Origin of the sequence: Cryobacterium sp. BB736, assembly GCF_014980265.1 — a bacterium.
Lineage (GTDB): Bacteria > Actinomycetota > Actinomycetes > Actinomycetales > Microbacteriaceae > Terrimesophilobacter.
In genome coordinates this window covers 878,833-902,657 of the sequence record NZ_JABXWQ010000001.1, presented here as the reverse complement: position 1 = coordinate 902,657, position 23,825 = coordinate 878,833, and the positions used below count along the sequence as shown (strand labels likewise).

22 protein-coding genes and 2 tRNA genes are annotated in these 23,825 nt (G+C 64.6%); 10 read left to right on the top strand and 14 right to left on the bottom strand.

What is annotated here, in order from left to right:
- Genes IRG63_RS04400 through pknB form a run of 5 tightly spaced genes read left to right on the top strand, consistent with a single transcriptional unit; the run spans nt 1 to nt 7,495 of the window.
- Entirely contained in the window at nt 1-1,245 is a 1,245-nt protein-coding gene (locus tag IRG63_RS04400; protein ID WP_168625995.1) for a Stp1/IreP family PP2C-type Ser/Thr phosphatase, read from the top strand.
- Nucleotides 1,238-2,656 carry an FtsW/RodA/SpoVE family cell cycle protein gene (locus IRG63_RS04395; RefSeq protein ID WP_168625994.1) on the top strand — a complete coding sequence of 473 codons (1,419 nt, stop codon included), beginning with the start codon at nt 1,238-1,240 and terminating at the stop codon, nt 2,654-2,656. The genes IRG63_RS04400 and IRG63_RS04395 overlap by 8 nt, the downstream gene beginning before the upstream one ends.
- Nucleotides 2,653-4,095 carry a penicillin-binding protein 2 gene (locus IRG63_RS04390; RefSeq protein ID WP_193509322.1) on the top strand — a complete coding sequence of 481 codons (1,443 nt, stop codon included), beginning with the start codon at nt 2,653-2,655 and terminating at the stop codon, nt 4,093-4,095. The genes IRG63_RS04395 and IRG63_RS04390 overlap by 4 nt, the downstream gene beginning before the upstream one ends.
- Nucleotides 4,092-5,741 carry a protein kinase gene (locus tag IRG63_RS04385; RefSeq protein ID WP_193509320.1) on the top strand — a complete coding sequence of 550 codons (1,650 nt, stop codon included), beginning with the start codon at nt 4,092-4,094 and terminating at the stop codon, nt 5,739-5,741. Before IRG63_RS04390 ends, IRG63_RS04385 begins: the two co-directional genes overlap by 4 nt.
- 56 nt (nt 5,742-5,797) lie before the next feature.
- Nucleotides 5,798-7,495, top strand: a complete 1,698-nt coding sequence (gene pknB / locus IRG63_RS04380) for a Stk1 family PASTA domain-containing Ser/Thr kinase (RefSeq protein ID WP_370566174.1) — start codon at nt 5,798-5,800, stop codon at nt 7,493-7,495.
- A 24-nt stretch (nt 7,496-7,519) separates the two neighbouring features.
- Here pknB and IRG63_RS04375 read toward each other — a convergent pair whose 3' ends face one another.
- From IRG63_RS04375 to IRG63_RS04365, 3 genes are read right to left on the bottom strand one after another with little or no spacing between them, the layout of a single operon-like run.
- Nucleotides 7,520-8,158 carry an aminodeoxychorismate/anthranilate synthase component II gene (locus IRG63_RS04375; RefSeq protein ID WP_193509319.1) on the bottom strand — a complete coding sequence of 213 codons (639 nt, stop codon included), beginning with the start codon at nt 8,156-8,158 and terminating at the stop codon, nt 7,520-7,522.
- On the bottom strand, nt 8,155-8,316 hold the full coding sequence (locus tag IRG63_RS04370) for a hypothetical protein (protein WP_168625990.1): 162 nt from the start codon (nt 8,314-8,316) through the stop codon (nt 8,155-8,157). The genes IRG63_RS04375 and IRG63_RS04370 overlap by 4 nt, the downstream gene beginning before the upstream one ends.
- Nucleotides 8,316-9,092 carry a class E sortase gene (locus IRG63_RS04365; RefSeq protein WP_168625989.1) on the bottom strand — a complete coding sequence of 259 codons (777 nt, stop codon included), beginning with the start codon at nt 9,090-9,092 and terminating at the stop codon, nt 8,316-8,318. The genes IRG63_RS04370 and IRG63_RS04365 overlap by 1 nt, the downstream gene beginning before the upstream one ends.
- 66 nt (nt 9,093-9,158) lie before the next feature.
- Between IRG63_RS04365 and IRG63_RS04360 the strand changes: the two genes are divergently transcribed.
- Nucleotides 9,159-9,398 carry a cell division protein CrgA gene (locus IRG63_RS04360; RefSeq protein ID WP_168625988.1) on the top strand — a complete coding sequence of 80 codons (240 nt, stop codon included), beginning with the start codon at nt 9,159-9,161 and terminating at the stop codon, nt 9,396-9,398.
- A 65-nt stretch (nt 9,399-9,463) separates the two neighbouring features.
- On the opposite strand, the gene IRG63_RS04355 is transcribed toward IRG63_RS04360, so the two are convergent.
- Nucleotides 9,464-10,309: a rhomboid family intramembrane serine protease gene (locus IRG63_RS04355; protein ID WP_193509318.1), complete on the bottom strand. Its 846-nt coding sequence runs from the start codon at nt 10,307-10,309 to the stop codon at nt 9,464-9,466.
- 12 nt (nt 10,310-10,321) lie between these two features.
- Nucleotides 10,322-10,861, bottom strand: a complete 540-nt coding sequence (locus IRG63_RS04350) for a peptidylprolyl isomerase (RefSeq protein ID WP_168625986.1) — start codon at nt 10,859-10,861, stop codon at nt 10,322-10,324.
- 124 nt (nt 10,862-10,985) lie between these two features.
- Here IRG63_RS04350 and IRG63_RS04345 point away from each other — a divergent pair, with 124 nt between their 5' ends.
- The 3 genes from IRG63_RS04345 (at nt 10,986) to IRG63_RS04335 (ending at nt 11,724) form a co-directional block, all read left to right on the top strand.
- The gene (locus tag IRG63_RS04345; protein WP_168625985.1) at nt 10,986-11,501 is read left to right on the top strand and encodes a hypothetical protein; all 516 of its coding nucleotides are present in this window, start codon (nt 10,986-10,988) and stop codon (nt 11,499-11,501) included.
- Nucleotides 11,502-11,550: 49 nt separating this feature from the next.
- Nucleotides 11,551-11,624: transfer RNA gene (locus tag IRG63_RS04340), tRNA-Ile, on the top strand.
- Nucleotides 11,625-11,651: 27 nt separating this feature from the next.
- Nucleotides 11,652-11,724, top strand: a tRNA-Ala gene (locus IRG63_RS04335).
- On the opposite strand, the gene IRG63_RS04330 is transcribed toward IRG63_RS04335, so the two are convergent.
- Entirely contained in the window at nt 11,698-12,582 is an 885-nt protein-coding gene (locus IRG63_RS04330) for a phosphotransferase enzyme family protein (protein WP_193509317.1), read from the bottom strand. The two genes, IRG63_RS04335 and IRG63_RS04330, sit on opposite strands and share 27 nt — an antisense overlap.
- A gap of 107 nt (nt 12,583-12,689) precedes the next feature.
- Here IRG63_RS04330 and IRG63_RS04325 point away from each other — a divergent pair, with 107 nt between their 5' ends.
- Complete coding sequence (locus tag IRG63_RS04325; RefSeq protein WP_193509316.1) at nt 12,690-13,109, top strand: NUDIX hydrolase; 420 nt, start codon at nt 12,690-12,692, stop codon at nt 13,107-13,109.
- On the opposite strand, the gene IRG63_RS04320 is transcribed toward IRG63_RS04325, so the two are convergent.
- From IRG63_RS04320 to dnaA, 8 genes are all read right to left on the bottom strand, one after another.
- Nucleotides 13,106-13,513, bottom strand: coding sequence for a DUF3566 domain-containing protein (locus tag IRG63_RS04320; protein ID WP_168625983.1), 408 nt, complete (start codon nt 13,511-13,513; stop codon nt 13,106-13,108). The genes IRG63_RS04325 and IRG63_RS04320 overlap by 4 nt on opposite strands.
- Nucleotides 13,513-16,062 carry a DNA gyrase subunit A gene (gyrA, locus tag IRG63_RS04315; protein ID WP_193509315.1) on the bottom strand — a complete coding sequence of 850 codons (2,550 nt, stop codon included), beginning with the start codon at nt 16,060-16,062 and terminating at the stop codon, nt 13,513-13,515. Before gyrA ends, IRG63_RS04320 begins: the two co-directional genes overlap by 1 nt.
- Before the next feature lie 38 nt (nt 16,063-16,100).
- Nucleotides 16,101-18,056, bottom strand: coding sequence for a DNA topoisomerase (ATP-hydrolyzing) subunit B (gene gyrB, locus IRG63_RS04310; RefSeq protein WP_168625981.1), 1,956 nt, complete (start codon nt 18,054-18,056; stop codon nt 16,101-16,103).
- 158 nt (nt 18,057-18,214) lie between these two features.
- Nucleotides 18,215-18,715 carry a DciA family protein gene (locus IRG63_RS04305; RefSeq protein ID WP_168625980.1) on the bottom strand — a complete coding sequence of 167 codons (501 nt, stop codon included), beginning with the start codon at nt 18,713-18,715 and terminating at the stop codon, nt 18,215-18,217.
- Nucleotides 18,712-19,878, bottom strand: a complete 1,167-nt coding sequence (recF, locus tag IRG63_RS04300; RefSeq protein ID WP_193509314.1) for a DNA replication/repair protein RecF — start codon at nt 19,876-19,878, stop codon at nt 18,712-18,714. Before recF ends, IRG63_RS04305 begins: the two co-directional genes overlap by 4 nt.
- A gap of 18 nt (nt 19,879-19,896) precedes the next feature.
- Nucleotides 19,897-20,811, bottom strand: a complete 915-nt coding sequence (gene gnd, locus IRG63_RS04295; protein ID WP_193509313.1) for a phosphogluconate dehydrogenase (NAD(+)-dependent, decarboxylating) — start codon at nt 20,809-20,811, stop codon at nt 19,897-19,899.
- Between the two features lie 26 nt (nt 20,812-20,837).
- A complete protein-coding gene (dnaN, locus tag IRG63_RS04290; RefSeq protein WP_168625977.1) occupies nt 20,838-21,986 on the bottom strand; it encodes a DNA polymerase III subunit beta in 1,149 nt (382 codons plus the stop codon).
- Nucleotides 21,987-22,327: 341 nt separating this feature from the next.
- A complete protein-coding gene (gene dnaA, locus IRG63_RS04285; RefSeq protein WP_168625976.1) occupies nt 22,328-23,731 on the bottom strand; it encodes a chromosomal replication initiator protein DnaA in 1,404 nt (467 codons plus the stop codon).
- Nucleotides 23,732-23,825: the final 94 nt, after the last annotated feature.

Genomic DNA, 23,825 nt, shown 5'->3' with positions numbered 1-23,825 from the left:
ATGGCCACCATTGGCAAGAGTGTTGCCGTTTCGCACGTCGGAAAGCTGAGATCGAACAACCAGGACTCCGGATACGCCGGCAGACACCTCTTCGTCGTCGCCGACGGCATGGGCGGGCACGCTGGCGGCGATGTCGCATCCGCGATTGCCATCAAGCGCATCGCCGAGGCTGACCGCGAATACGCCTCCGCGGAGGACGCCGCGTTCGCGTTGCAGACCGCACTGCTCGCCGCGAACACCATGCTCGCCGAGACGGTCTTCGACCACGCCGAACTCACCGGCATGGGCACGACAGTCAGCGCGCTCGCCCGAGTCGGCGACAGAATCGCCATCGCCCACATCGGCGATTCGCGCATCTACCGGTTCCGCGACGGTGAGTTGGACCAGATCACCGCCGACCACACCTTCGTTCAGCGACTCGTCGAGAGCGGGCGCATCACGCAGGAGGAGGCGGCAGTCCATCCCCGCCGCAACGTGCTCATGCGGGTGCTTGGCGACATCGATTCGTCACCGGAGATCGACACGACCGTGCTCGACACCCGGCCGGGCGACCGCTGGCTGATCTGCTCCGACGGGCTCAGCAGCTATGTCACGGACGACAAACTCGAAACGATCCTTGCGAACTTCGGCACGACGCGGGACGCCGCGAACAGGCTCATCAAGGAAAGCCTCGACCACGGTGCGCCGGACAACGTCACGGTGGTGCTCATCGACGTCGGCGAAGACGACGAGTACGCGGGCATGCCGCCGCAGATCGTCGGCTCGGCCGCCCTGCCCCTCACCTACGAGGCGGAAATCGCCCGGCGCGCGCTGCGCTTGCCGACCCTGCTGCTGCATCCGCTCAAGTCGACCCAGCACGAGGACTCCCACTTCGAACCGGAATCCGAGGAGTACCTCGACGAGCTCATCCTCGAGGACAAGCGGCGGGCCCTCCGCCGCCGGATCACCTGGCTTGTCGCCATCACCCTGGCCATCGCCGCAATCGTGGTCGGCCTGGTGCTCGGCTACCAGTGGACCCAAACGCACTACTACGTCGGCGCCAACGGCGACACCGTCGCCATCTACAAGGGCGTACAGCAGACCGTCGGCCCGATCTCGCTCTCCAGCGTTTACCAGCAGACGAGTATCACCATGGAGGGGTTGCCGCCCTACACGCGGTCAACGGTCGAGGAAACGATCAGTGCGGACAGCCTCGCGGATGCCCGCAAGATCATCGAGAGACTGAGCGAGTTGAGCAATGACTGAGACCGCTCCCATCGCGGGAAAGCCAGCCGCCGCAGAACCCCGCAACACCTTCACCGGGACGATCAAGCTGAGGCTGCGCACCCCCGCCCGGCAGCGCAATCTCGAACTCGGGCTGCTGCTAGTCGCGTTCGCGATCAACCTCGGGTCGATAATCCTGGTGCAGTTCGGCGCGCTAGGCGGCGAGACGCACAGTGACGCGATCACCTACACGGGCCTGCTCTGCGCACTCGTGCTCGTCGTGCACGTCGCGCTCCGGATTGTCGCCCCGGATGCCGATCCCTTCCTACTGCCCATCGCATCCGTGCTCAACGGTCTCGGCATCGCGATGATCTACCGCATCCACCTCAACGATGGCGCTACCGGATGGGCGTCGGCCGGGGTGCGGCAGATGGCCTGGACGGCCCTGGCGATTGTGATCGCACTCGCCGTGATCGTGCTGATCCGGAACCATCGTGTGCTGCAGCGCTACCGCTACATCGCGATGTTCACGGGAATCGTCCTCCTGCTGCTGCCCATGCTGCCGGGGATCGGCCAGACCATCAACGGCGCACGGCTGTGGATCAACATCTTCGGGTTCTCGTTCCAGCCCGGTGAGCTCGCCAAGATCGCGCTGGCGATCTTCTTCGCCGGCTATCTGGTCGAGGCGCGCGACAGCCTGTCAATGGTCGGCAAGAAATTCTTGGGGATGCGGTTTCCGCGAGCCCGCGACCTCGGCCCGATCCTCGTCATCTGGGCCGCTGCGATGGCCGTCCTGATCTTCCAGCGCGACCTCGGAACCTCACTGCTGTACTTCGGCCTCTTCCTGGTAATGATCTACGTCGCAACAGGACGGGCGAGCTGGGTGATTCTCGGACTCGGCCTGTTCGTCGGCGGAGCACTCGTCGCGAGCCAGACCCTCGGTTACGTGCAGGGCCGCTTCAACGCCTGGCTCGACCCTTTCAATCCGGCCCATTACGACGCGATCGGCGGCAGCTACCAGCTGGTGCAGGGCATGTTCGGCCTCGCTCACGGCGAGCTGATCGGCACCGGTCTCGGCCAGGGCCGCCCGTATCTGACGCCGCTCGCGGACAGCGACTACATCATCGCGAGCCTCGGCGAGGAACTCGGCCTCGCCGGCCTGTTCGTGATCTTCGGGCTGTACCTGCTGTTCGTCGCGCGCGGCATGCGCATCGGGTTCGCTGGACAGGATGACTTCGGCCGGCTGCTCGCCGTCGGCCTCTCGTTCGTGATTGCGCTGCAGGTGTTCATCGTCGTCGGCGGCGTGACGCGACTGATCCCTCTGACAGGACTCACGACACCGTTCCTCGCCGCCGGCGGCTCGTCACTGGTGGCCAACTGGATCATCGTCGCGCTGCTGTTACGGCTCTCTGACACGGTCCGAACCGGACCGCATTTGGTGGTGGGACCATGAATCGCGAAATAAGGCGCGTCAGCGTCGCCCTGCTCGTCATGTTCTTCGCGCTGTGCGCATCGAGCACCGTCATCACGGCGCTGCAGGCCGACAACCTGCGCGCCGATGGCCGCAACGTCAGAACCTTGTACGACAGCTACTCGACCCAGCGCGGCCCGATCCTGGTCGACGGTGAGGCGATCGCGTACTCGACCCCGGTCGATTCCGAGTACCGCTACCTGCGCACCTACACCCAGCCCGAGTTGTACGCCAACATCACCGGCTACTTCACACTCAACCAGGGCAACACCGGGATCGAGGGTGCCCTCAACGACTACCTCAGCGGCACCTCCAATGACCAGTTCTTCGCGCAGCTGAACGCCATCTTCACCGGCCAGGAAGCCAAGGGCGCGGCCGTCGAGCTCACCATCGACCCCGTCGTGCAGCAGGCGGCGTGGGATGCCCTCGGAGGCCACCACGGAGCGGTGGTCGCTCTCGACCCACAGACCGGCGCTGTTCTCGCCATGGTGTCGAAGCCCAGCTACGATCCCAACCTGCTCGCTTCGCACAGCACCTCTGAGGTCATGAACGCGTACGACTCGCTCCTCGCCGACCCCAGCGATCCGCTGATCAACCGCGCGATCACGGGCGACCTCTACCACCCGGGCTCTACCTTCAAGGTCATCGCGTCAGCCGCGGCACTGGACAGTGGAGCGATGACCCCGGATACCGCTGTGCCGAACCCCGCGCAGCTTCAGCTGCCGCAGAGCAACTCTGTCGTCCACAACGCCGGCGGAGGCACCTGCGGGCCGGGCGAACAGGTCACGCTTGCGGACGCTCTGCGCCTCAGCTGCAACATTCCATTCGCCGAGATCGGCGGCGCGCTCGGCGACGACCTGATGCGTCAGTACGCCGAGGCGTTCGGATTCGGCCGCCCGCTTTCCGTTCCGATGCGAGTCACCCCGAGTCACTATCCGGACAATCCTGATGCTGCCCAGACAATGCTCTCCGCCTTCGGCCAGTCGGATGTGCGAGCGACCCCACTGCAGATGGCAATGGTGTCGGCTGCGGTCGCGAACGGCGGCGTACTCCTGAAGCCGGAACTGGTGGAAAGCATCATCGCCTCGGATCTCTCCGAAATCGAAGGTTTCCAGCCGGAGGTCTACAGCAACCCGATCAGCCCGGAGACGAGTGCAACGCTTGTGCAACTTATGGTCAACAACGTCGCGAATGGCGCGGCCAGCAATGCAAGAATAAGTGGAGTCAACGTGGGTGGGAAAACTGGCACTTCTGAGAACGGCGAGGGTGAACCGTACACCCTGTGGTTCACGGGCTTCGCACCCGCCGAAGACCCCCAGGTTGCCGTCGCAGTTGTCATCGAGGACGGTGGTCGAAGCTCGGGCAACGCCGAAGCCGCGCCGATCGCCAGGAGGGTCATGGAAGCGGTGCTGAGCAGATGAGACCCACAAGCGGCCTCACTTTCGGGGGTAGGTACCAGCTCGCGAGTCGTATCGCCATTGGCGGCATGGGGGAGGTCTGGCAAGCGACGGACCTCGTCATCGGACGCACGGTGGCGATCAAGATCCTGAAGGACGAATACCTCGGTGACCCCGGCTTCCTTGAGCGGTTCCGCGCCGAAGCGCGTCACGCTGCGCTCGTGAACCACGAGGGAATCGCGAACGTGTTCGACTATGGCGAGGAGGACGGCAGCGCCTACCTCGTGATGGAGTTGGTGCCCGGCGAGGCGCTGTCCACGATCCTCGAGCGCGAACGCGTACTGCCGACCGACCGCGTGCTCGACTTCGTCGCGCAGACGGCCTCCGCCCTTCAAGCCGCCCACGCCGCCGGGTTGGTGCACCGCGACATCAAGCCGGGCAACCTGCTGATCACTCCGGATGGTCGGGTCAAGATCACAGACTTCGGCATCGCCCGAATCGCCGACCAGGTCCCGCTGACGGCCACCGGACAGGTGATGGGAACGGTGCAGTACCTCTCGCCAGAACAGGCGAGCGGACATCCGGCATCCCCGTCCACCGACATCTACTCCCTCGGCATCGTCGCCTACGAGGCACTCGCAGGACGACGGCCGTTCACCGGCGAGTCGCAGGTCGCCATCGCCATGGCTCAGATCAACGAGGCCCCTCCCGCGCTGCCGGGAACAGTGGCCGAGCCGGTGCGCAACCTCGTCAGCGCGTGCATCGCCAAGAAGCCCGAGGAGCGCCCGGCGACCGCCGCGCACCTCGCGCGCGCCGCCCAGGCGTTGCGCCGCGGTGATGTCGCTGGTGCCGCAGCGGCCGTCCCCGCCGTGCTCGGCGCGAGCGAACTGGCGACCTCCGCGATCGGCAACGAAGACGCGACCCGGATGCTGCCGGTCACGCCCTCTGGTGCGACCCAGACCGGGCCGGTGCAGGCGGCGACCAAGAAGCGCAACCCGTGGACGTGGCCGCTGATCGCACTCATCGGCATCCTGCTCGTCGTGCTCATCGGCACGATCATCGCCCTCCTCGGGCAGCCGAGCGAGGAGCCGCCGCCAACCTCCGCCAGTCCGTCACGCTCAGTCTCCACACCGACCTCCGCTTCTCCGAGCGCATCGCCGACCTCGGATTCGGTGAACGTCAACCTCGACCTGGTCCGCGGCAAGACCGAGGCGGAAGCCCGGCAGATCCTCGGGGACCTCGGGCTCGGCGTGTCTGTCAACGAGGGCGCGACCGCGCCCGATCCGTCACAGGTAGGCCTCGTCTATGCGGTCGACCCGACGGGCACCATTGCCAAGGGCACCACGGTCACGGTGAGCATCTACTCGCCCATTCCGGAACCGACGAAGCCGAACCCGCTGAGCGGTCCGAGCGCAGCCGAGCCGGGCGACACGGTACAGATCAACTGGCCGGTGTATACGGGCTGCCCGCCGAACACCTCGCTCACGGCGTACGAGTTCTCGGTGCAAGGTGGGCCCAGCATCCCGCCGGCCCCCGCGGGCACGCAGAGCACGAGCGTAACTATGCCGAACTCGCCCGGCACGGTGACCATCTCGTATATCGCGCGCTGCGGCGGAGTGCCGTCCCCGTCATCCGACTCGTTGACTATCACGGTGGCAGAAGCGGAGTAACGTCGGCGAGCAGTTAGACTTGGGCCCGATTACCCTCGCACCCGGGAGAACTGCACGTGACTGTGACTGATGGCACGCGCCTGCTTGCTGGCAGGTACAACGTTGGTGCACTCCTCGGCCGCGGCGGCATGTCCGAGGTTCACCTCGGCACGGACACCCGACTGGGACGCCAGGTCGCGATCAAGCTGCTCAAAGCATCCCTTGCCACCGACCCTCGGTTCCGGATGCTGTTCCGGGAGGAGGCGCAGAAAGCCGCCCGGATGGCGCATCCCACGATCGTTCGCGTGTTCGACGCCGGTGAAGAGACGGTGCAAGACGAGCGTGGCCATGAAACGCAGTTGCCGTTCATCGTCATGGAGTATGTCGACGGCCGGCTGCTGAAGGACATCATCGCCGATGGTCCGCTGGAGCCGAGGGAGGCAGTGCGCATCATCTCGGGTGTGCTCACCGCTCTCGAGTACAGCCACCGCGCGCTGCTGGTGCACCGCGACATCAAACCGGGCAACATCATGGTGACACCGAACGGCCAGGTGAAGGTCATGGACTTCGGCATCGCCCGTGCGGTGTCGGACAGCGCGACGACCGTGGCCGACACGAGCGCGGTGCTCGGCACGGCACAGTACTTCTCGCCGGAGCAGGCGCGTGGCGAGACCGTCGATGCCCGCACCGACCTGTATTCGACCGGCGTGGTGTTGTTCGAGTTGCTCACCGGACGTCCGCCGTTCCACGGCGATCGGCCGGCCGCCGTCGCCTACCAGCACATCAGCGAGACCCCACCGAAGCCGAGCAGCTTCAACCCCAAGGTGTCGCCGGCGCTCGACGCGATCGTGTTGCACTCGCTCGCCAAGGACAAGTTCGAGCGGTTCCAGACCGCCGCCGAGTTCCGCGAGGATCTGGAGGCGGCAGCTGCTGGTGAGATCCCGGCCCGCAAGCTCCCACAGACGGACTTCAACGCGGCGCTGTTCGGTGTGAACCCGCGACAGTCCGCCGGTACGGATGCCACCATCCGGCAGCTCGCCAATTCCGGCGACGACCGAGTGGTGCGCACCCAGTCGCGCCCGCCGGTCGCCTGGATCTGGGCGGGCATCGCCACGATCGCGGTCGTTCTGGTGGGTGTGCTGTTCTGGGTCACGAACCTGCAGCCGACGCAGATCGCACACAACATCTCGGTGGAGGTGCCCGACATTGTCGGCGCCAGCTACGAGAGCGGTGCGGCCGACCTGACCGAGCTGGGTCTCGTTCCGGAGCGGCACGGGGAGTCAAGTGACACCGTCCAAGAGGGCTTCATCATCCGGATCTCGCCGGAGTCCGGCTCGAAGGTCGGCAAGGAGCAGGTCGTTCGGGTCTTCGTGTCGACGGGCGTGAGCATGGCCACCGTCCCGTCGCTCGTCAACATGAACGAGGCGGATGCGAAGGCAGCGCTCCAAAGCGTCGGTCTGGAGTGGGGCAACACGTCGCAGCAGCACTCGCCGTCGGTGGTTGCTGGCGTGGTGATCGGGAGCAGTCCCGCGAGTGGCGAGGCGGCGCCGAGGGGTTCCGCGGTGAACCTGATCGTCTCCGATGGTCTGATCGAGGTGCCGCGCATCGTCGGTCTGCCGATTGGTGAGGCACTGACTCAGTTGCGCAATCTCGGACTCAGCCCGGATCCGCGACCCGACAGCACCTGTGCAGGCAGCTCGGTGACCGGTCAGTCGTTGAGCCCGGGTGTTCACCCGCAGCGTTCCGCGATCACGGTCACCTACTGCAGCAGCTGATCCGCTAGCTAGACAACCTTCGGCTCAGCCGAGGTTGACGAGCGGCGAGCGACCCCGCGCAGCCTCACGCGCCGACGGCAGTCCGGCAACCGCGAGCCAGTTGCCGAGCATCTGATAGCCGCCTTCGGTGAGCACCGACTCGGGGTGGAATTGCACCCCGTACATCGGCGCGGCGCGGTGCCGTAGGCCCATGATCACTCCGCCGTCGGTGCGCGAGGTGACAATCAAGTCATCCGGGACGGTCGAATTCACGACCGCGAGGGAGTGGTACCGCGTGGCCGTGAACGGCTGCGGCACATCTCGGTAGAAGTCGCTGCCGTCGTGCGTGACCTGCGAGGTCTTGCCGTGCATCAGCTCGTCGGCGTGGGTCACGGTGGCACCGAGCGCCTCAGCGATCGCCTGATGTCCCAAGCAGACGCCAAGCAACGGCATCCCAGAGTCGAGGGCAGCGTGCACGATCGGGATGGAGACTCCCGCGGCGGCTGGAGTACCAGGTCCCGGGGAGAGCAGCACGCCGTCATAGTCCCGGATGCGCGCGGCCGCGGTCTCCGGAGCGAACGCGTCGTTCCGCAACACGGTCGTTTCAGCGCCGAGCTCCTGCAGGTAGCCGTTCAGCGTGTAGACGAAGCTGTCGTAGTTGTCGATGACGAGTATGTGGGTCATGGTCCTCCAACGGTCGATTCTTCCACCGGGAGAAGCGAGTTCACCCACGGGAACACCCAGGTGACGAGACTGTAGAGCACCGCCGCGACGAGGAGGATCAGGATGAGGATCCGCAGCCACACGGGTCCGGGCAGCACACGCCAGAGCGCACCGTACATCAGCCGCCCGCCTTCAGTATGGGCTCCAACTCGGCGGGCGGGCCGGCGTCGGCCGGCTGCCAGGACTCGAGCACCGCGTAGGCGATGATCCGCTCGGCCGCGGAGAACATCGGATGGCAGGCGGTCATCGTGAGGATGCGGTCGGTGGTCGGGGTCTCCGGTGGTTGCTGCGGCAGTGGGTTCTTCACGTCGACGCCGGTCGGCCAGACGTACTCGGTGTTGCGGTAGACGTACGTGTAATACGCATCCGGGGTGCGCACGTAGATCTTGTCGCCGACCTGCAGCTCGGCGATCTGCTTGAACGGCGCACCGTAGGTCGTGCGGTGCGCGGCCACCGCGAAGTTGCCGACCTCACCAGGCAGCTGGGTGTCCGGGTAGCGTCCTATACCGTTCCGGTTGAGGACCTTGCTCAGGCTGATGCCTTCCGAGACGGTGCGCACCCAGTCGTCGCCGAAGCGCGGAATGTACATGACGGCGAACTGCTCGGCCTCCTTGGCGACGGCAGGCACGATCGGGTCGCCGTAGTCCTCCGGCACCTCGGGCCGGTCGCGTGTGGGTACCGACCCGTCACCGTTGTCCCAGGACTCGGTCAGCTTGACCGCTTCGTCGCGATGCTGCTCGCCGACGACAAAGTCATTGAGCCAGAGCTGCCACCCGAGGAAGAGGAAGACCAACACACCCGCGGTGATGAGCAGCTCACCCAGCACTCCGACAATGTTGAGCCTCTTACGCTGCGCGCGCACGCGGCGCCGCGTCTGTGGCCGGCTGTCGGTCATTGATCAATTCTAGGGTCAGCCCTACGCCCGGGCGGTTCGCCAGAACAGACCCGCTAGACTCCCTGCATGGCCAGAACGTCTACGAAGCCCTCACGCCCCGAAGAGTCCCGTTCCGGCGACGATGTCCCGAACCCGGTGTGGTTCAAGCCGATCATGTTCGGCCTGATGCTCATCGGCCTGGCGTGGATCATCGTCTACTACGTGAGCCAGGGCGTGTTGCCGGTCGCCGATCTCGGCAACTGGAACATCATGGTCGGTTTCGGAATCCTCTTCGTCGGATTCCTCATGACCACTCGCTGGCGCTGACCGCCCCCGAACCGGGGGCAATTACACAGGTGTAATTATCCCCAGTGTGGAAAGCCTGTGGATAACTATCCGAGGACGCGGCTGATCAGGGTGATGTCGCCGAGCACGGCGAGAGCGACGAGCACCGCCAGGATGGCGCCCAGCCCGAGCAGCTGAGCGTTGCGCTTCCTCGGCGACCGGGTCAGCACAAACACCCAAGCCACCGCGATCCCGACCAGCAGCCCGCCGACGTGGCCCTGCCAGGAGATGTTAGGCACGATGAACCCGATCGCCAGGTTCAATCCGATCACGATGATCAGCTGAATCGAGTTGCCCCCGAGCCGGCGCTGGATCATGAAGAAAGCGCCGAACAGGCCGAACACCGCTCCGGATGCGCCGACGACCGGCGTCAGCGGAGAGAGCCACAGCACGGCGACCGATCCGCCCAGCGCGCTCAGCAGGTACAGAGCGAGAAAACGCCAGCGGCCGAGCATCCTTTCCAGCATCGATCCGAACAGCCACAGCGCCCACATGTTGAACAGGATGTGGAACGGCGAGGTCGAGTGCACGAAGGCGGACGTGATGAGCCGCCACGGCTCGGTCGCCGTCCACGGCGGGAAGTACAGCAGCGCCTGGGTCACCGCACCGCCGCTCAGCAGTTGAGCAACCCAGACCAGAGCGCACAACGCGATGATCGAGTAGGTGACGACGGGCGCGTTGCTGCTGCGACTGAATGCCGTCACCACTCGAGGCTTCACGCGGGGCATGCTGGCACGCGCCTCTTTCATGCACTCCGGGCAGTGGAAGCCGACCGCAGCCGGAGTCTGGCATTCACCGCAGATCGTGCGACCGCAGCGCTGGCACAGCACAAAGCTCTGCCGGTCGGGGTGCCGGTAGCAGTAGCTGCCCTCGGTCTGGGAGGCGTCGGTCACTCCGTGTGCTCGCTAGAGCTCGTCAATGGTGACGCTATTGAGCACGACCGGCTCGATCGGGCGGTCGCGTCCGTCCTTCTTGACCGACTCGATCTTCTTCACGGTCTCCTTGGACTCGTCATCCGCGACCACGCCGAAGATGGTGTGCTTTCCCTGGAGCCACGGGGTCGGAACGGTGGTGATGAAGAACTGCGATCCGTTGGTGCCGCGGCCCATCTGGATGCCGGCGTTGGCCATCGCGAGGACGTACGGCTCGTTGAAGTTCAGCTCCGGGTGGATCTCGTCGTCGAACTGATAGCCCGGTCCGCCGGTGCCCTGGCCGAGCGGGTCGCCGCCCTGGATCATGAAGTCGTCGATGATGCGGTGGAAGACGACACCCTCGTACAGCGGGCGGTTGGTCTTGTCACCGGTCGCCGGGTCGGTCCACTCAATGGTGCCGGTGGAGAGCCCGACAAAGTTGCGGACCGTCTTCGGCGCGTGATTGGCGAGCAGGTTGATCCGGATGTCGCCGAGTGAGGTGTGCATGGTGGCTACGTGAGTGTGTGCAGGCATCTGCCAATTGTTCCACAGTGGACCTGTGACTCAGCGTTCGTTCAGCCAGCGTCGGTTTAGTGCACATGAGCCTCGTGCAAAGATAGTCACGTTATCCCCGGTCGCCACCTTTGGAGGAATCCCGATGGAAATGTCACGGAAGCGCGAACGTGAGCTTCGTCGGCTGAAGCGCCAGTCCGCCGAGCTGTGGGAAGAGCAGAAGGAAGTGCTCGATCACGCGTCGAAGGTTGCTCTGGAAGCAGGCAAGCAAGCGCGCTACCTCGGTCGTGAGGAGTTCGCGCCGCGGGTACGCACCGCCTATGCGAGCGGACGCGCGACAGCCCGGCAGATGGGTCAGACGGTCGGCGCAAAGGCCCGTGACTTCATGCCCGGTGTAACGGGGTCCATCGGCGCGATGATGGCAACCCTCGAGGCGTCCAAGGACCCGCGCGTGCAGAAGGCTATGGCGAAGGCGCGCGCTTCTGCGATGCGGGCGAACTCGGTGGACAAGCAGTCGAGCGGACCGGGGAGGTACATCCTCATCGCGGTCGGCGTCGTCGCCGTCGCCGGCATCGCCTATGCGGCGTGGCAGACGCTGCGCGCGGATGACGAGATGTGGGTCGCGGACGAGGTCGAAGACGAGAGTCTTGACGATCTGTAGCGATTACGCAAAGTTCCGCCCGGTGCGATAGTCTCGTATCTGCATTTCGGGGGCTATAGCTCAGGCGGTTAGAGCGCTTCGCTGATAACGAAGAGGTCCCAGGTTCAAGTCCTGGTAGCCCCACGCATTCGTGCGTTTTCACGCACACTCGGGGCCTTAGCTCAATTGGTAGAGCGCCTGCTTTGCAAGCAGGAGGTCAGGGGTTCGATTCCCCTAGGCTCCACAATTTTCCGTCCTCTTCAGCAGATCTGCTCGGCGGTTCGTCGACGACAACCCGCCAATGCTGCTCGTTACTCCGGATGTAGTCGATGTCGCGCAGATAAAGCGCGAGATGACCATCCGCGATGTGGCGCGCGAAGTTCTCATCGCCGGCTCCCGCCCGCGTGCGCATCAAGGCGATGAGGGCCTCCAGGCGGGACACGAGCGTGGCGATCGTGCTGCTCCTCTGGTTCGGAGTGCACCCGTAGGCATCGAGGAATACGCGCGCCCTCACCGCCTGAACCTCGACACTGGACAACGGATCCGACGGGTCCAGAGAACTAGACAGCGGCGCGAATCGATACAGCGCATACGCCAGATCCCATGCTCGCGGGCCCAGTCGCGCAAAGTCGAAGTCGATGATCGCGACCGCTGCCCCATCGCGAAACACCACGTTGTACGGAGCGAAGTCTCCGTGACATACAACCTCGATCGGAGGCTGCGGCTCCAGCTGGAGGTCGGCAAGATCATGGGCGCCGTCGGCGACCAAGCCTACGGTGGCGTCGTGATAGTTCCGCAGTAGCGCACCGGCCGACACTAGAGCCTTTTCGCCCCGCAAAGACTCGGGGATCGGGTAGTGCCCGACCTCGCCGGGAACGAAATCCAAGATCTCCCTGCCCAGCTCATCGAGGCCGTGAGCGAGCGGGGCGCCCGTAAAGCCGGCGGAAGCAAGGTGCGCCAGCAGTTTGTGTACCGCCGGCGTCCAACTGCCGGCTGGCCGACGGACGGTGTCTCCCACTCTCGTCACGCCGGTGGTTCCACCACCGACGAGTGCAACCTCCAGCGACTCTTCCGCGCCGGCCGGCTCCTTCCGGCTGTTCATTCGGGATCTCCTGAGGCAGAATCCGTTGCACGCATCTCGCGAATCTACCGGCACGCGACGAAGCGAAAAAGGAATTGACTCAGATTCCATACCGGTACTGTGTGCTGGTGGATACTCGCATTGCCTGCTACGGCGTCATCATCGATCGTGACGAGCGGATGCTGCTCGCTCACTGGAACGAGCACGGCCGCAGCGGGTGGACGCTACCCGGCGGTGGACTGGAACCCGGCGAGGACCCGGCGGACGGCGCGCGCAGGGAAATCCTCGAGGAGACCGGCTACACCGCGGAACTCGATGGCGTGCTGGGCATCGACTCTTTCGTCATCCCGGCCGAGGAGCGCAGCCACCCGACGACTAGACCACTGCACGCCATCCGGATCGTCTACCGCGCCCACGTCACAGGCGGTGAACTCACCAACGAGATCGGCGGAAGCACCGATGAGGCTGCATGGTTTCCGCTCGACGCGGTGACAACCCTCGATCGAGTGCACCTGGTCGATGTTGCCCTGAGATACCTGGCCGTCTAGTTGTTGGTGAAGCCCACCAGCAGGCCGCCGGTGAGACGCACGCTCAGGTTGTAGAGCGTCGCGCCGATCGCACCGAGCACGGTGCCGACGACAATGTTCAGCGCGCCGACGATGAGTGAGAACAACAGCACATTCATGAGCGAGAAGCTGGTGAGCAGGTTGAAGTTGGGATCACCGAGGATGTCGCCGAAGAGGCCGCTGAGCTGCGTGAATAGGCCGGTCGTGTTGAGAACGAGCCACACCAGCACCGCGACGACCACGAACACGATCGCCCCGCACACTGCGACCAGGAATGACAGCTTCACTGCCGACCAGAAGTCGATGTAGACCAGCTTCAGCCGGACCTGCTTGGTCGACATTGCGCGCTGCGACTTGCGCTGCAGCTTCTCCGCGATGCTACTCATCAGTCCTCGTCTTTCCCGGTGGGCGGCACGTCGGGTCCGTCCTCATCCGTGTGGCTTTCGGTGGCCGGCTCTTCCAGGTTTCGCTCGCTGTTCTTCGCGATGGCGATGATCCGGTCATCCTCTGCAAAGCGTGCAAAGACGACCCCCATCGTGTCGCGACCCTTCGCTGGAACCTCGGCCACGGCAGAGCGTACCACCTTGCCGCTGGCAAGGACCACCAAGACCTCGTCCTCTTCGTCGACGATCAGAGCACCCGCCAGATCGCCTCTAGCGTCCTGAAGTTTGGCGACCTTGATACCGAGACCACCACGGTTCTGCACGCGGTACTGGTCGATGGAAGTGCGCTTGGCGAAGCCGCCCTCGGTGACGACGAACACGAATCCGTCATCGCTGACGACGTTGGCGCTCAGCAGCTCGTCACCGTCGCGGAAGTGCATTCCAATGACACCGGATGTCGACCGTCCCATCGGCCGTAGGGCCTCATCGGTCGCCCTGAACCGAAGCGACATTCCCTTGTGGGACACGAGCAGCAGCTCCGAGTCATCGTCCGCCAGCATCGCGGAGACGACCTCGTCGCCCTCGCGCAGGTTGATCGCGATGATGCCGCCCGAGCGGTTCGTGTCGTACTCGGTGAGCAGCGTCTTCTTCAGCAGGCCGCCTCGCGTCGCGAGCACCAGATAGCTGGCCGCGGCGTAGTCGCGGATGGCGAGCACCTGCGCGATCTCCTCATCGGGCTGCAGCGCGAGCAGGTTTGCGACGTGCTGGCCCTTCGCGTCACGGCCGGCCTCCTGCACCTCGTACGCCTTCGCGCGGTAGACACGGCCCTTGTTGGTGAAGAACAGCAGCCAGTGGTGCGTCGTCGTGACGAACATGTGCTCGACGACGTCCTCGCCGCGAAGCTGCGCGCCCTTGACTCCCTTGCCGCCGCGGTGCTGGCTGCGGTAGTTGTCGCTGCGCGTGCGCTTGATGTAGCCGCCGCGCGTGACCGTGACGACCATCTCCTCCTCGGGGATCAGGTCCTCGACGTTCATGTCGCCGTCGTAGCCGAACATGATCTCGGTGCGGCGGTCGTCGCCGAACTTGTCGACGACCTCGGTGAGCTCGTCGCTCACGATCTGCCGCTGGCGGGTCTCGTCGGCGAGGATCGCCTTGTACTCGGCGATCTCCCGTTCGAGCTGCGCGGCGTAGTCGATGATCTTCTGGCGCTCGAGCGCTGCGAGCCGGCGAAGCTGCAGGGCGAGAATCGCGTTCGCCTGCAGGTCGTCGATGTCGAGCAGGTCCTTGAGCCCGTCACGTGCGGCGTCGACGTCGGCCGAGCGGCGGATCAACGCGATCACCTCGTCGAGCGCGTCGAGGGCCTTGAGGTAACCACGCTGGATGTGCGCCTCTGCTTCGGCCTTCTTCAGCCGGAACTGGGTCCGCCGGACGATCACCTCGATCTGGTGTTCCACCCACAGGGTGATGAATGCGTCGAGCGGCAGCGTGCGCGGGATGCCGTCCACAATCGCGAGCATGTTCGCGCCGAAGTTCTCCTGCAGCTGCGTGTGCTTGTACAGGTTGTTCAGCACGACCTTCGCGACAGCGTCGCGCTTGAGCACGATAACCAGGCGCTGTCCGGTGCGGCCGGAGGTCTCGTCCCGGATGTCGGCGATGCCGGAGATGCGTCCGTCTTTGACGAGCTCGGCGATCTTCAGCGCCAGGTTGTCGGGGTTGACCTGGTACGGGAGCTCTGTGACGACGAGGCACGTGCGTCCCTGCAGTTCCTCGACGTTGACCACCGCGCGCATTGTGATCGAGCCCCGCCCCGTGCGGTACGCGTCGTTGATGCCCTTGACGCCGAGAATCTGGGCGCCGGTCGGGAAGTCGGGTCCCTTGATACGGGAAAGGAGCGCCTCGACGAGCTCTTCCTTCGTCGCATCCGGGTTCGCCAGGTGCCAGAGCGCACCCGCAGACACCTCGCGCAGGTTGTGCGGAGGGATGTTGGTGGCCATGCCGACCGCGATGCCGACCGAACCGTTGACAAGCAGGTTGGGGAATCGCGCGGGCAGCACGAGCGGCTCTTGCGTGCGGCCGTCATAGTTGTCGCCGAAATCGACGGTGTCTTCGTCGATATCCCTGACCAACTCGAGCGCGAGCGGCGCCATCTTCGTCTCGGTGTACCGCGGTGCGGCCGCCCCGTCGTTTCCGGCCGAGCCGAAGTTGCCCTGGCCGAGCGCGAGTGGGTAACGCATGCTCCACGGCTGCACCAGGCGGACCAGCGCGTCGTAGATGGCGCTGTCACCGTGCGGGTGGAACTGGCCCATGACCTCGCCGACGACGCGCGCGCTCTTCGAGAACGCCTTGTCAGGCCGGTAGCCGCCGTCGAACATCGCGTAGATCACGCGGCGGTGCACCGGCTTCAAGCCGTCACGAACCTCGGGCAGCGCGCGCCCAACGATGACGCTCATCGCGTAGTCGAGGTAGCTGCGCTGCATCTCGAGCTGCAGGTCGACCTGTTCGATCCTGTCGGTGCCCGAGACCTCGTCGGTGCCGGTGTTCTCGTCTGTCATTGCCTGATTTCTCTCGTCTGGAAAACTGTGCCGCTGCCCTAGATATCCAGGAAGCGGACATCCTTCGCGTTGCGCTGGATGAAGGCGCGCCGTGACTCGACGTCCTCGCCCATCAGGGTGGTGAAGATCTCATCGGCGGCGACCGCGTCATCGAGCGTGACCTGCAGCAGGGTGCGGGTGTCCGGATCCATGGTGGTTTCCCACAGCTCCTTGTAGTCCATTTCACCCAGCCCCTTGTAGCGCTGGATGCCGTTCTCCTTCGGGATGCGCTTGCCCTCGGCCATGCCGGCCTCGAGCAGCGCGTCGCGTTCGCGGTCGCTGTAGACGTACTCGTGCGGGGCGTTGCTCCACTTGAGTCGGTACAGCGGCGGTTGGGCGAGGTACACGTAGCCGAGCTCGATCAGCGGCTTCATGTACCGGAACAGCAGCGTGAGCAGCAGCGTGGTGATGTGCTGACCGTCGACGTCGGCATCCGCCATCAGCACGATCTTGTGATACCTGGCCTTCTCGGGGTCGAAGTCCTCCCCGATGCCGGCGCCGAACGCAGTGATCATCGACTGCACTTCGGCGTTGGCCAGGGCCCTGTCGAGTCGCGCCTTCTCGACATTCAGGATCTTGCCCCGCAGCGGCAGGATCGCCTGAGTCTCCGGGTTGCGACCCTGCACGGCCGAACCGCCTGCGGAGTCACCCTCGACGATGAAGATTTCGGAGACCGCAGGATCCTTGCTCGAGCAGTCGCGGAGCTTACCCGGCATGCCGCCGGACTCGAGCAGGCCCTTGCGCCGGGTCTGCTCGCGCGCCTTGCGCGCTGCCATGCGTGCCGCCGCCGCCTGGATGGCCTTGCGGATGATCTCCTTCGCCGGGTTCGGGTTGCGATCGAACCAGTCGCCGAGTTGATCGCCGGTGATCCGCTGGACAAAGCTCTTCGCCTCGGTGTTCCCGAGCTTGGTCTTCGTCTGCCCCTCGAATTGCGGTTCGGCGAGCTTGACCGAGATGACAGCGGTCAGGCCCTCTCGCACGTCGTCGCCGGTCAGGTTCTCGTCCTTCTCCTTGAGCAGCCCCTTCTCGCGGGCGTACTTGTTGACGAGCGTCGTGAGCGCAGCGCGGAAGCCCTCTTCGTGGGTGCCGCCCTCGTGCGTGTTGATCGTGTTCGCATAGGTGTGCACGCTCTCCTGGTACGAGGTCGTCCACTGCATCGCGACCTCGATCGAGATCTTCCGCTCCGTGTCCTCCTGCTCGAAGGCGATGATCTCGTCGTTGACGACGTCGACCTTCTTGCCAGAGTTCAGGTAGTGCACGTAGTCGATGAGGCCGTTCTCGTAGAGGTACTCGACCTCGACCGGCTCCGGTTCGCGCTCGTCGGTGAGCGTGATCGTCAGTCCCTTGTTCAGGAACGCCATCTGCTGGAAGCGAGCGCGTAGCGTCTCGTAGTCGAATTCGACCGTCTCGAAGGTCTCAGTGCTGGGCCAGAACGTGATGGTCGTTCCGGTTATGTCGGTGGTCTCGCCCTTTTCGAGCGGAGCCTGCGGAGCCCCGTCGCGGAACTCCTGCCGCCAGACATGGCCCTGCCGGCGCACCTCGACCTGAAGCTTGCCCGATAGCGCGTTCACGACGGAGATGCCGACGCCGTGCAGACCTCCGGAGACCGCATACCCGCCGCCGCCGAACTTGCCGCCCGCGTGCAGGATGGTCATCACGACCTCGACGGTCGACTTGTTCTCGCTCTTGTTGAGATCGACGGGGATGCCACGACCGTTGTCGACGACCCGGATGCCGCCGTCGGCAAGCATGGTCACGCTGATCAGATCGCAGTAGCCCGCGAGAGCCTCGTCGACGGAGTTGTCGACGACCTCGTAGACGAGGTGGTGGAGTCCGCGGGGCCCCGTCGAGCCGATATACATACCCGGTCGCTTGCGAACCGCTTCGAGACCTTCGAGTACCTGGATCTGATCTGCGCCGTATTCAGGCTCTGCTGGTTTCGGGTTCGCTGCCATGGGGAAGTTAGGCTCCTGCCTGTTGCTCTCTTCGGGCTCGGCTCCTGATCCCAGTAGCTGCCGCGACGACCTTACGATTCTATCAAAATCGCTGGTCGGGCGGGCTGTAAACGGCCGCCTGACGGGTTTTGTTCGCGCCGGGCAAAGATTTTGCCTAGTCAGCCGTAAGTATCGCGCGGGCCGCGCCCTGGAATTGATCTGGGACCCTTTTTCCAGGAGGGAACGCCCGGCCCATCGAAACGGATGGACTCGATGCCCGCATCCGGGTACCGCTCGGCGATGCTCGTCACGATCTGGGTGCGCATGATGCGCAATTGGGTCGCCCATGCTGTCGAGTCGCATTGCACGCGCAACTGCCCGTCGTCGATGCTCACCGGCGTCGAATGCTCGGCGAGCTCCTGCCCGACAACGACCGGCCAGGAGGAGAGAAGTTCGGACTGTGCGAGCGGTGAAGACCAGCCCATCCGAGCGGTCAAGGCATCGACGACGTCACCGAGCCCGTGCGGATCGCGGCCATCACCGAACGGCACGCTCGAACCCGGTTCGCGCTTGGCGCGCCGCCGGGCGTCACGGGTGCGCTTCGACCCGTCTCCGAACACCGAGCGGAATCGGAGATAGACCGCAACGTGCTCTTCGAGCGGTGCGTCACCGTCAGTCACTGTGCCCCTCCACTCGTTTCCACAATGGTGCCGCGCTCGATCCTGACGGTATGCCCGGCAAGCGCATCCGGTACATCATCGAACACCGCCGCGGTGATGAGCACCTGTTCGAAGTCGGCTACCGCCGCCGCGAGCCGTGCGCGTCGGCTCTCGTCGAGTTCGGCGAACACGTCGTCGAGGACGAGCACCGGGTCGCCGGTGGCCGACTCCCGCCGCAGCACGGCGGCCGAGGCGAGCTTGAGAGACAGCGCGAACGACCACGATTCGCCGTGGCTCGCGAACCCGCGGGCGGGCATACCGTTCAATTCGAGCAGCAGGTCGTCCCGGTGCGGACCCACCAGGGTGACGCCGCGCTCCAATTCGTTGCGGCGCAGCCGCTCGAGCGAATTGCGGAATTCCTGCTCAACCCGATCTGCTGTGAGCGCTTCGGTTCCCGCCTCGGTCGGATCGGCATCCGGATCGGACGCCAGCACACTCAGCTGACTGGCGAGTCGCGCGTGGTGGTCGTCGCCGGCGACCGAGTAATAGGCGGCGGCAACCTCTGGCTGCAGTTCTGAAACCAGGGTTGCGCGTGCCTCGATCAGTTCGGAGCCGAGGGCGACCAGTTTGTCGTCCCACACGTCGAGTGTGGTCAGCGACGCCGCCTTCGCACCGGTCGCCCTGGCCGATTTCAGCAGCGTATTGCGTTGGCGAAGCACCCGATCGTAGTCGGCGATGATGCCGGCGAAGCGAGGGGAACGAAGGATCAGCAACTCATCCATGAAACGCCGGCGCCCGGAAGGCTCACCGCGCACGAGCGCGAGATCTTCGGGCGCGAACAGCACTGTCGAGCTGTACCGGGGCAGCTCCCGCGGCTTGATCTGTGCCCGGTTGACCTGTGCTCGGTTGGGTGACGAGCGGTTCAGCTGCACCTCGACCAGGAGCTCACGGTCGGCGTGCTGCAGGCGAGCACGGATGATCGCGGCATCCGCTCCCTGGCGGATGAGTGCCTGCTCGCTCGACACGCGGTGCGAGCCGAGGCTGCTCAGGTAAACGAGAGACTCCACCAGGTTGGTCTTGCCCTGGCCATTGCTTCCGACGAACAGATTCGGCCCCGGCTCGAGGGCGACGTCGGCCGAGTGATAGTTGCGGAAATCGGTGAGAGCGAGTCGCGTGACCCTCACGGTGCTTTTCCGGCCATGTCAATCAGCCTTCTTGACCGCGTGCCCGCCGAATTGGTGACGCAGCGCCGCAACCGCTTTCATCGCGGGCGATTCCTCCTGGCGGGAGACGAAGCGCGCAAAAATCGACGCCGAGATCGCCGGCACGGGAACCGCGTTCTCGATCGCCTCCTCGATGGTCCACCGGCCCTCACCGGAGTCCTCGACGTAGCCGACGATCTCCTCGAACTCCGGATCCTGGTCGAGAGCGCGAACGAGCAACTCCAGCAGCCAGGACCTTACGACGGTGCCGCGCTGCCAGGCCTTGAACGTGCCGGTCAGGTCTGTGATCAGGTCGTCGCGTTTCTCAAGCAGCTCGTACCCCTCGGCGTAGGCCTGCATGAGCGCATACTCGATGCCGTTGTGCACCATCTTGGCGTAGTGTCCGGCGCCGACCGGGCCGACGTGCACGAAGCCTTCCTCGCGCGGACCCTCCGGCCGCAGCGCGTCGAATGCCGGCATCGCCCGCGCCACGTCCTCCTGGCTGCCGCCGACCATGAGGCCGTAGCCGTTGTCGCGGCCCCAGATTCCGCCGGAGACCCCGGCATCCAGGTAGCCGATGCCCTTCTCCGCGGCCAGTTCGGCGTGAACGGCGTCCTCGGTGTAGCGGGAGTTCCCTCCGTCGATCAGCAGGTCACCTGCATCCATCAGAGAGACCAGCTCGCTGACCACCGAGCGGGTGATCTCGCCCGCGGGCACCATGACCCAGATGAGCCGGGGCGCGCTCAGCGCACCGACGAGGCCGGCAAGGCTTTCCACCTCGGTGAGTTCGGGATTCGCGTCGAAACCGACAACGTCGATTCCCCGGGATTCCAGCCGCCCACGCATCGCGCCGCCCATGCGACCGAGGCCGACCAGGCCGATTTGCGCGATACCGGCCGCATCCTGGATCGACATTGTCCGCTCCGCTCTGCTGAACCCGCTCAGCGAAGCAGGAGATTCGGCTGCAGCAGGTACTTGTAGTTGTCTGCGCCCGGCTGATCCCGTGAGGTCTGGCTGGTGATCAGCACCGGACCGGGCTTGTTCGGGTTGTCAGTCTTGGTGAAGGAGATGCGAACGAACTCCGAATGCACGGCGCCGAGGCCATCCAGCAGGAACTGCGGCTTGAGCGAAACGACCGTGTCTTCACCGCTGAGGTGCGCGTCAATGGTCTCGGATGCCTGTGCCTGCTCGGAACCGATCGCCTCGAGCGTCACAGAATCCATCGAGAAGGTGAACCGCAGGGCCGCCTCGCGCTCCAGCACCAGCGAAACGCGACGGACCGCCTCGATGAGCTCGCCGGTGTTCATGACCGCGTAGTTGTCCACCGACTCGGGGAACAGCCGGCGAACCGGCGGGAAGTTGCCCTTGATGAGCAGCGAAGTGACGGTCTTGTTGTCTGCAGAGAAGGCGATGAGTTCACGCTCGTCGTTGTTCGTCACGGCGACCGACACGTTTCCGCTGTGCCCGAAGGTCTTGCCGATCTCGGTCAGGGTGCGCGACGGAACCAGTGCGGTGACACCCTCCGGAGCTCCGGAGTCGCCGGAATCCCACGGGATCTCGCGGATGGCTACCCGGTATCGGTCGGTCGCGACCAGGCTGAGGCTGTTCTCGGAAACCTCGAGCTGGACACCGGTGATGACGGGCGTCACATCGTCGCGGGATGCGGCGACCGCGACCTGGGCGACGGCCTCGGCGAAGTCCTCGGCGGGCAGCAGACCCGATGACGCGGAAATCTGCGGCAGCGTCGGGTATTCCTCGACCGGCATGCTGAGCAGGTTGAACTTGGCGGAGCCGCAGACAACGCTGACCCGGCTGCCGTCGGTCGAGAACTGCACGGGTGCGCTCGGAAGCCGGCTCGCGATGTCGGCCAGCAGCCGCCCGGAGACCAGGATGCGGCCGGGCTCTTCGATGTCAGCTGCGATCGACGTCTGCGTCGACACTTCGTAATCGAACGAGGAGAGGGTCAGTCCGGTATCGGTCGTCTCGATGAGCACCCCGCTCAGAATAGGCAGGGTGGTGCGCTGGGGCAGAAGCTTCACCGCGAAGGACACGGCTTCGCTGAAGACGTCGCGATTGACCTGGAACTTCATGTTCACCTCGTGTCTGCTGTGGGCGGTACGACTGGGGCTTAATACTGGCACAGGCCGCACGAGCCCGTACGCCGCACCGCATTCGTTGGCGGAGGATTGATTAATTCTTTAAAGGACAATCGTATTAACCGCTGTGGAAACTGTGGATAACCCTGTGCATCCTCGTCATCATGCGGGAACTACACGCGTGTGAGATGTGGAAGCTCTGTCGAACCGGCTGCGGATGACGAAATCTCGCCCGAACCACAAGCAACCGGTTTACACATGCCGGAGCGTGTAATTCACAAGAAGCTCGACAGTTATCCACAGGTTATCCACCTTGGGGATTAAACCCGGCAGACCTATTTGTAGCGGTGGTTCTGCTTGATGCGGCTCGTGAGCTCTGTCACCTGGTTGTAAATGGAGCGGCGCTCCTTCATGAGCTCGCTGATCTTCTTGTTCGCGTACATCACGGTCGTGTGGTCGCGATTGCCGAACAGCTGCCCGATCTTGGGCAGCGACAGGTTGGTGAGTTCGCGGCACAGATACATCGCGATCTGGCGTGCGGTGGCGACAGCCTGTGAGCGGCTCGACCCGTACAGGTCGTCGACAGTCAGCTTGAAGTACTCGGCGGTGTGATTGATGATGTCGACCGGCGCGATGACGTTGTCCTCATCGAGGGTGATCAAGTCCTTGAGCACCGTCTGCACGAGGGCCATATCGACAGGTGTGCGGTTGAGGCTTGAGAACGCGGTGACCCGGATGAGTGTGCCCTCGAGCTCCCGGATGTTCGACGACACCTTGGATGCCATGTACTCGAGGATGTCGTCGGGCACCTGCAGCCGTTCGCTCTGCGCCTTCTTGCGCAGGATGGCGATTCGGGTCTCCAGGTCTGGTGCCTGGACATCCGTGATCAGTCCCCATTCGAAGCGCGATCGCATCCGGTCTTCGAAGCCGGTCAGGTGCTTGGGCGGCAGGTCGCTGGTGATCACCACCTGCTTGTTGTGATCGTGCAGCGTGTTGAAGGTGTGGAAGAAGGCTTCCTGCGTTGAGTCCTTGCCCTGCAGGAACTGGATGTCGTCAATCAGCAGGATGTCGATGTCGCGGTAGCGCGACTGGAACAGTGACGACCGGTTGTTGGCGATCGAGTTGATGAAGTCGTTCGTGAACTCTTCCGAGCTGACATAACGGGTGCGGATGCCCGGGTACATGCTCTCGGCGTAATGACCGATCGCGTGCAGCAGGTGGGTCTTGCCGAGGCCTGACTCGCCGTAGATGAAGAGCGGGTTGTATGCCTTCGCCGGCGCTTCGGCCACCGCAACCGCGGCGGCGTGAGCGAACCGGTTTGACCCGCCGATGACGAAGTTGTCGAAGCTGTACTTCGGGTTCAACCGTGAGTCGCCGCGGCGACCGGTGTCCCGCACCTCTGGCGTCGGCTCGATGTACGGCTGTTCGTGCGGTTCTGAGGTCGACTCCAGCAGGTCCTGCCCGATCTCCGGGTTCACCACCACCGCAAAGTTCTCGATCGAATTGTGATCGCCGCTAACCAGGCTCATCGCGTTCAGCAGAGGAATCCGGATGCGTTGCTCGAGCATCCCGCGGGTCAGGTCGTTCGGCACTTCAAGGTAGAAGGTGCCGGCCATCACGCCTTTGGGTTCGACGAGAGACAGGAAGCCTTCGAGTTGCGGAGTGATCCGTTCGTCCGATCGCAGCGCCTGCAGCACGGATTGCCACAGACCGCTGGTCGGGTCAGCTCCGTCGGACATCGTTCCCCTCACGGTCAATAAAAGTTACTCACAGGGTTATCCACCGTCTGTGCAGTCCCACCACCATAGTTTGTGTCGGTGGGACAGGCTAAAG

Coding starts and splice junctions, on each gene's coding strand:
- IRG63_RS04400 (WP_168625995.1), top strand. CDS start 1: ATGGCCACCATTGGCAAGAGTGTTGCCGTTTCGCACGTCGGAAAGCTG.
- IRG63_RS04395 (WP_168625994.1), top strand. CDS start 1,238: ATGACTGAGACCGCTCCCATCGCGGGAAAGCCAGCCGCCGCAGAACCC.
- IRG63_RS04390 (WP_193509322.1), top strand. CDS start 2,653: ATGAATCGCGAAATAAGGCGCGTCAGCGTCGCCCTGCTCGTCATGTTC.
- IRG63_RS04385 (WP_193509320.1), top strand. CDS start 4,092: ATGAGACCCACAAGCGGCCTCACTTTCGGGGGTAGGTACCAGCTCGCG.
- IRG63_RS04375 (WP_193509319.1), bottom strand. CDS start 8,158: ATGACCCACATACTCGTCATCGACAACTACGACAGCTTCGTCTACACG.
- IRG63_RS04370 (WP_168625990.1), bottom strand. CDS start 8,316: ATGTACGGTGCGCTCTGGCGTGTGCTGCCCGGACCCGTGTGGCTGCGG.
- IRG63_RS04365 (WP_168625989.1), bottom strand. CDS start 9,092: ATGACCGACAGCCGGCCACAGACGCGGCGCCGCGTGCGCGCGCAGCGT.
- IRG63_RS04360 (WP_168625988.1), top strand. CDS start 9,159: ATGGCCAGAACGTCTACGAAGCCCTCACGCCCCGAAGAGTCCCGTTCC.
- IRG63_RS04350 (WP_168625986.1), bottom strand. CDS start 10,861: ATGCCTGCACACACTCACGTAGCCACCATGCACACCTCACTCGGCGAC.
- IRG63_RS04345 (WP_168625985.1), top strand. CDS start 10,986: ATGGAAATGTCACGGAAGCGCGAACGTGAGCTTCGTCGGCTGAAGCGC.
- IRG63_RS04330 (WP_193509317.1), bottom strand. CDS start 12,582: ATGAACAGCCGGAAGGAGCCGGCCGGCGCGGAAGAGTCGCTGGAGGTT.
- IRG63_RS04320 (WP_168625983.1), bottom strand. CDS start 13,513: ATGAGTAGCATCGCGGAGAAGCTGCAGCGCAAGTCGCAGCGCGCAATG.
- gyrA (WP_193509315.1), bottom strand. CDS start 16,062: ATGACAGACGAGAACACCGGCACCGACGAGGTCTCGGGCACCGACAGG.
- gyrB (WP_168625981.1), bottom strand. CDS start 18,056: ATGGCAGCGAACCCGAAACCAGCAGAGCCTGAATACGGCGCAGATCAG.
- gnd (WP_193509313.1), bottom strand. CDS start 20,811: ATGTCGATCCAGGATGCGGCCGGTATCGCGCAAATCGGCCTGGTCGGC.
- dnaN (WP_168625977.1), bottom strand. CDS start 21,986: ATGAAGTTCCAGGTCAATCGCGACGTCTTCAGCGAAGCCGTGTCCTTC.
- dnaA (WP_168625976.1), bottom strand. CDS start 23,731: ATGTCCGACGGAGCTGACCCGACCAGCGGTCTGTGGCAATCCGTGCTG.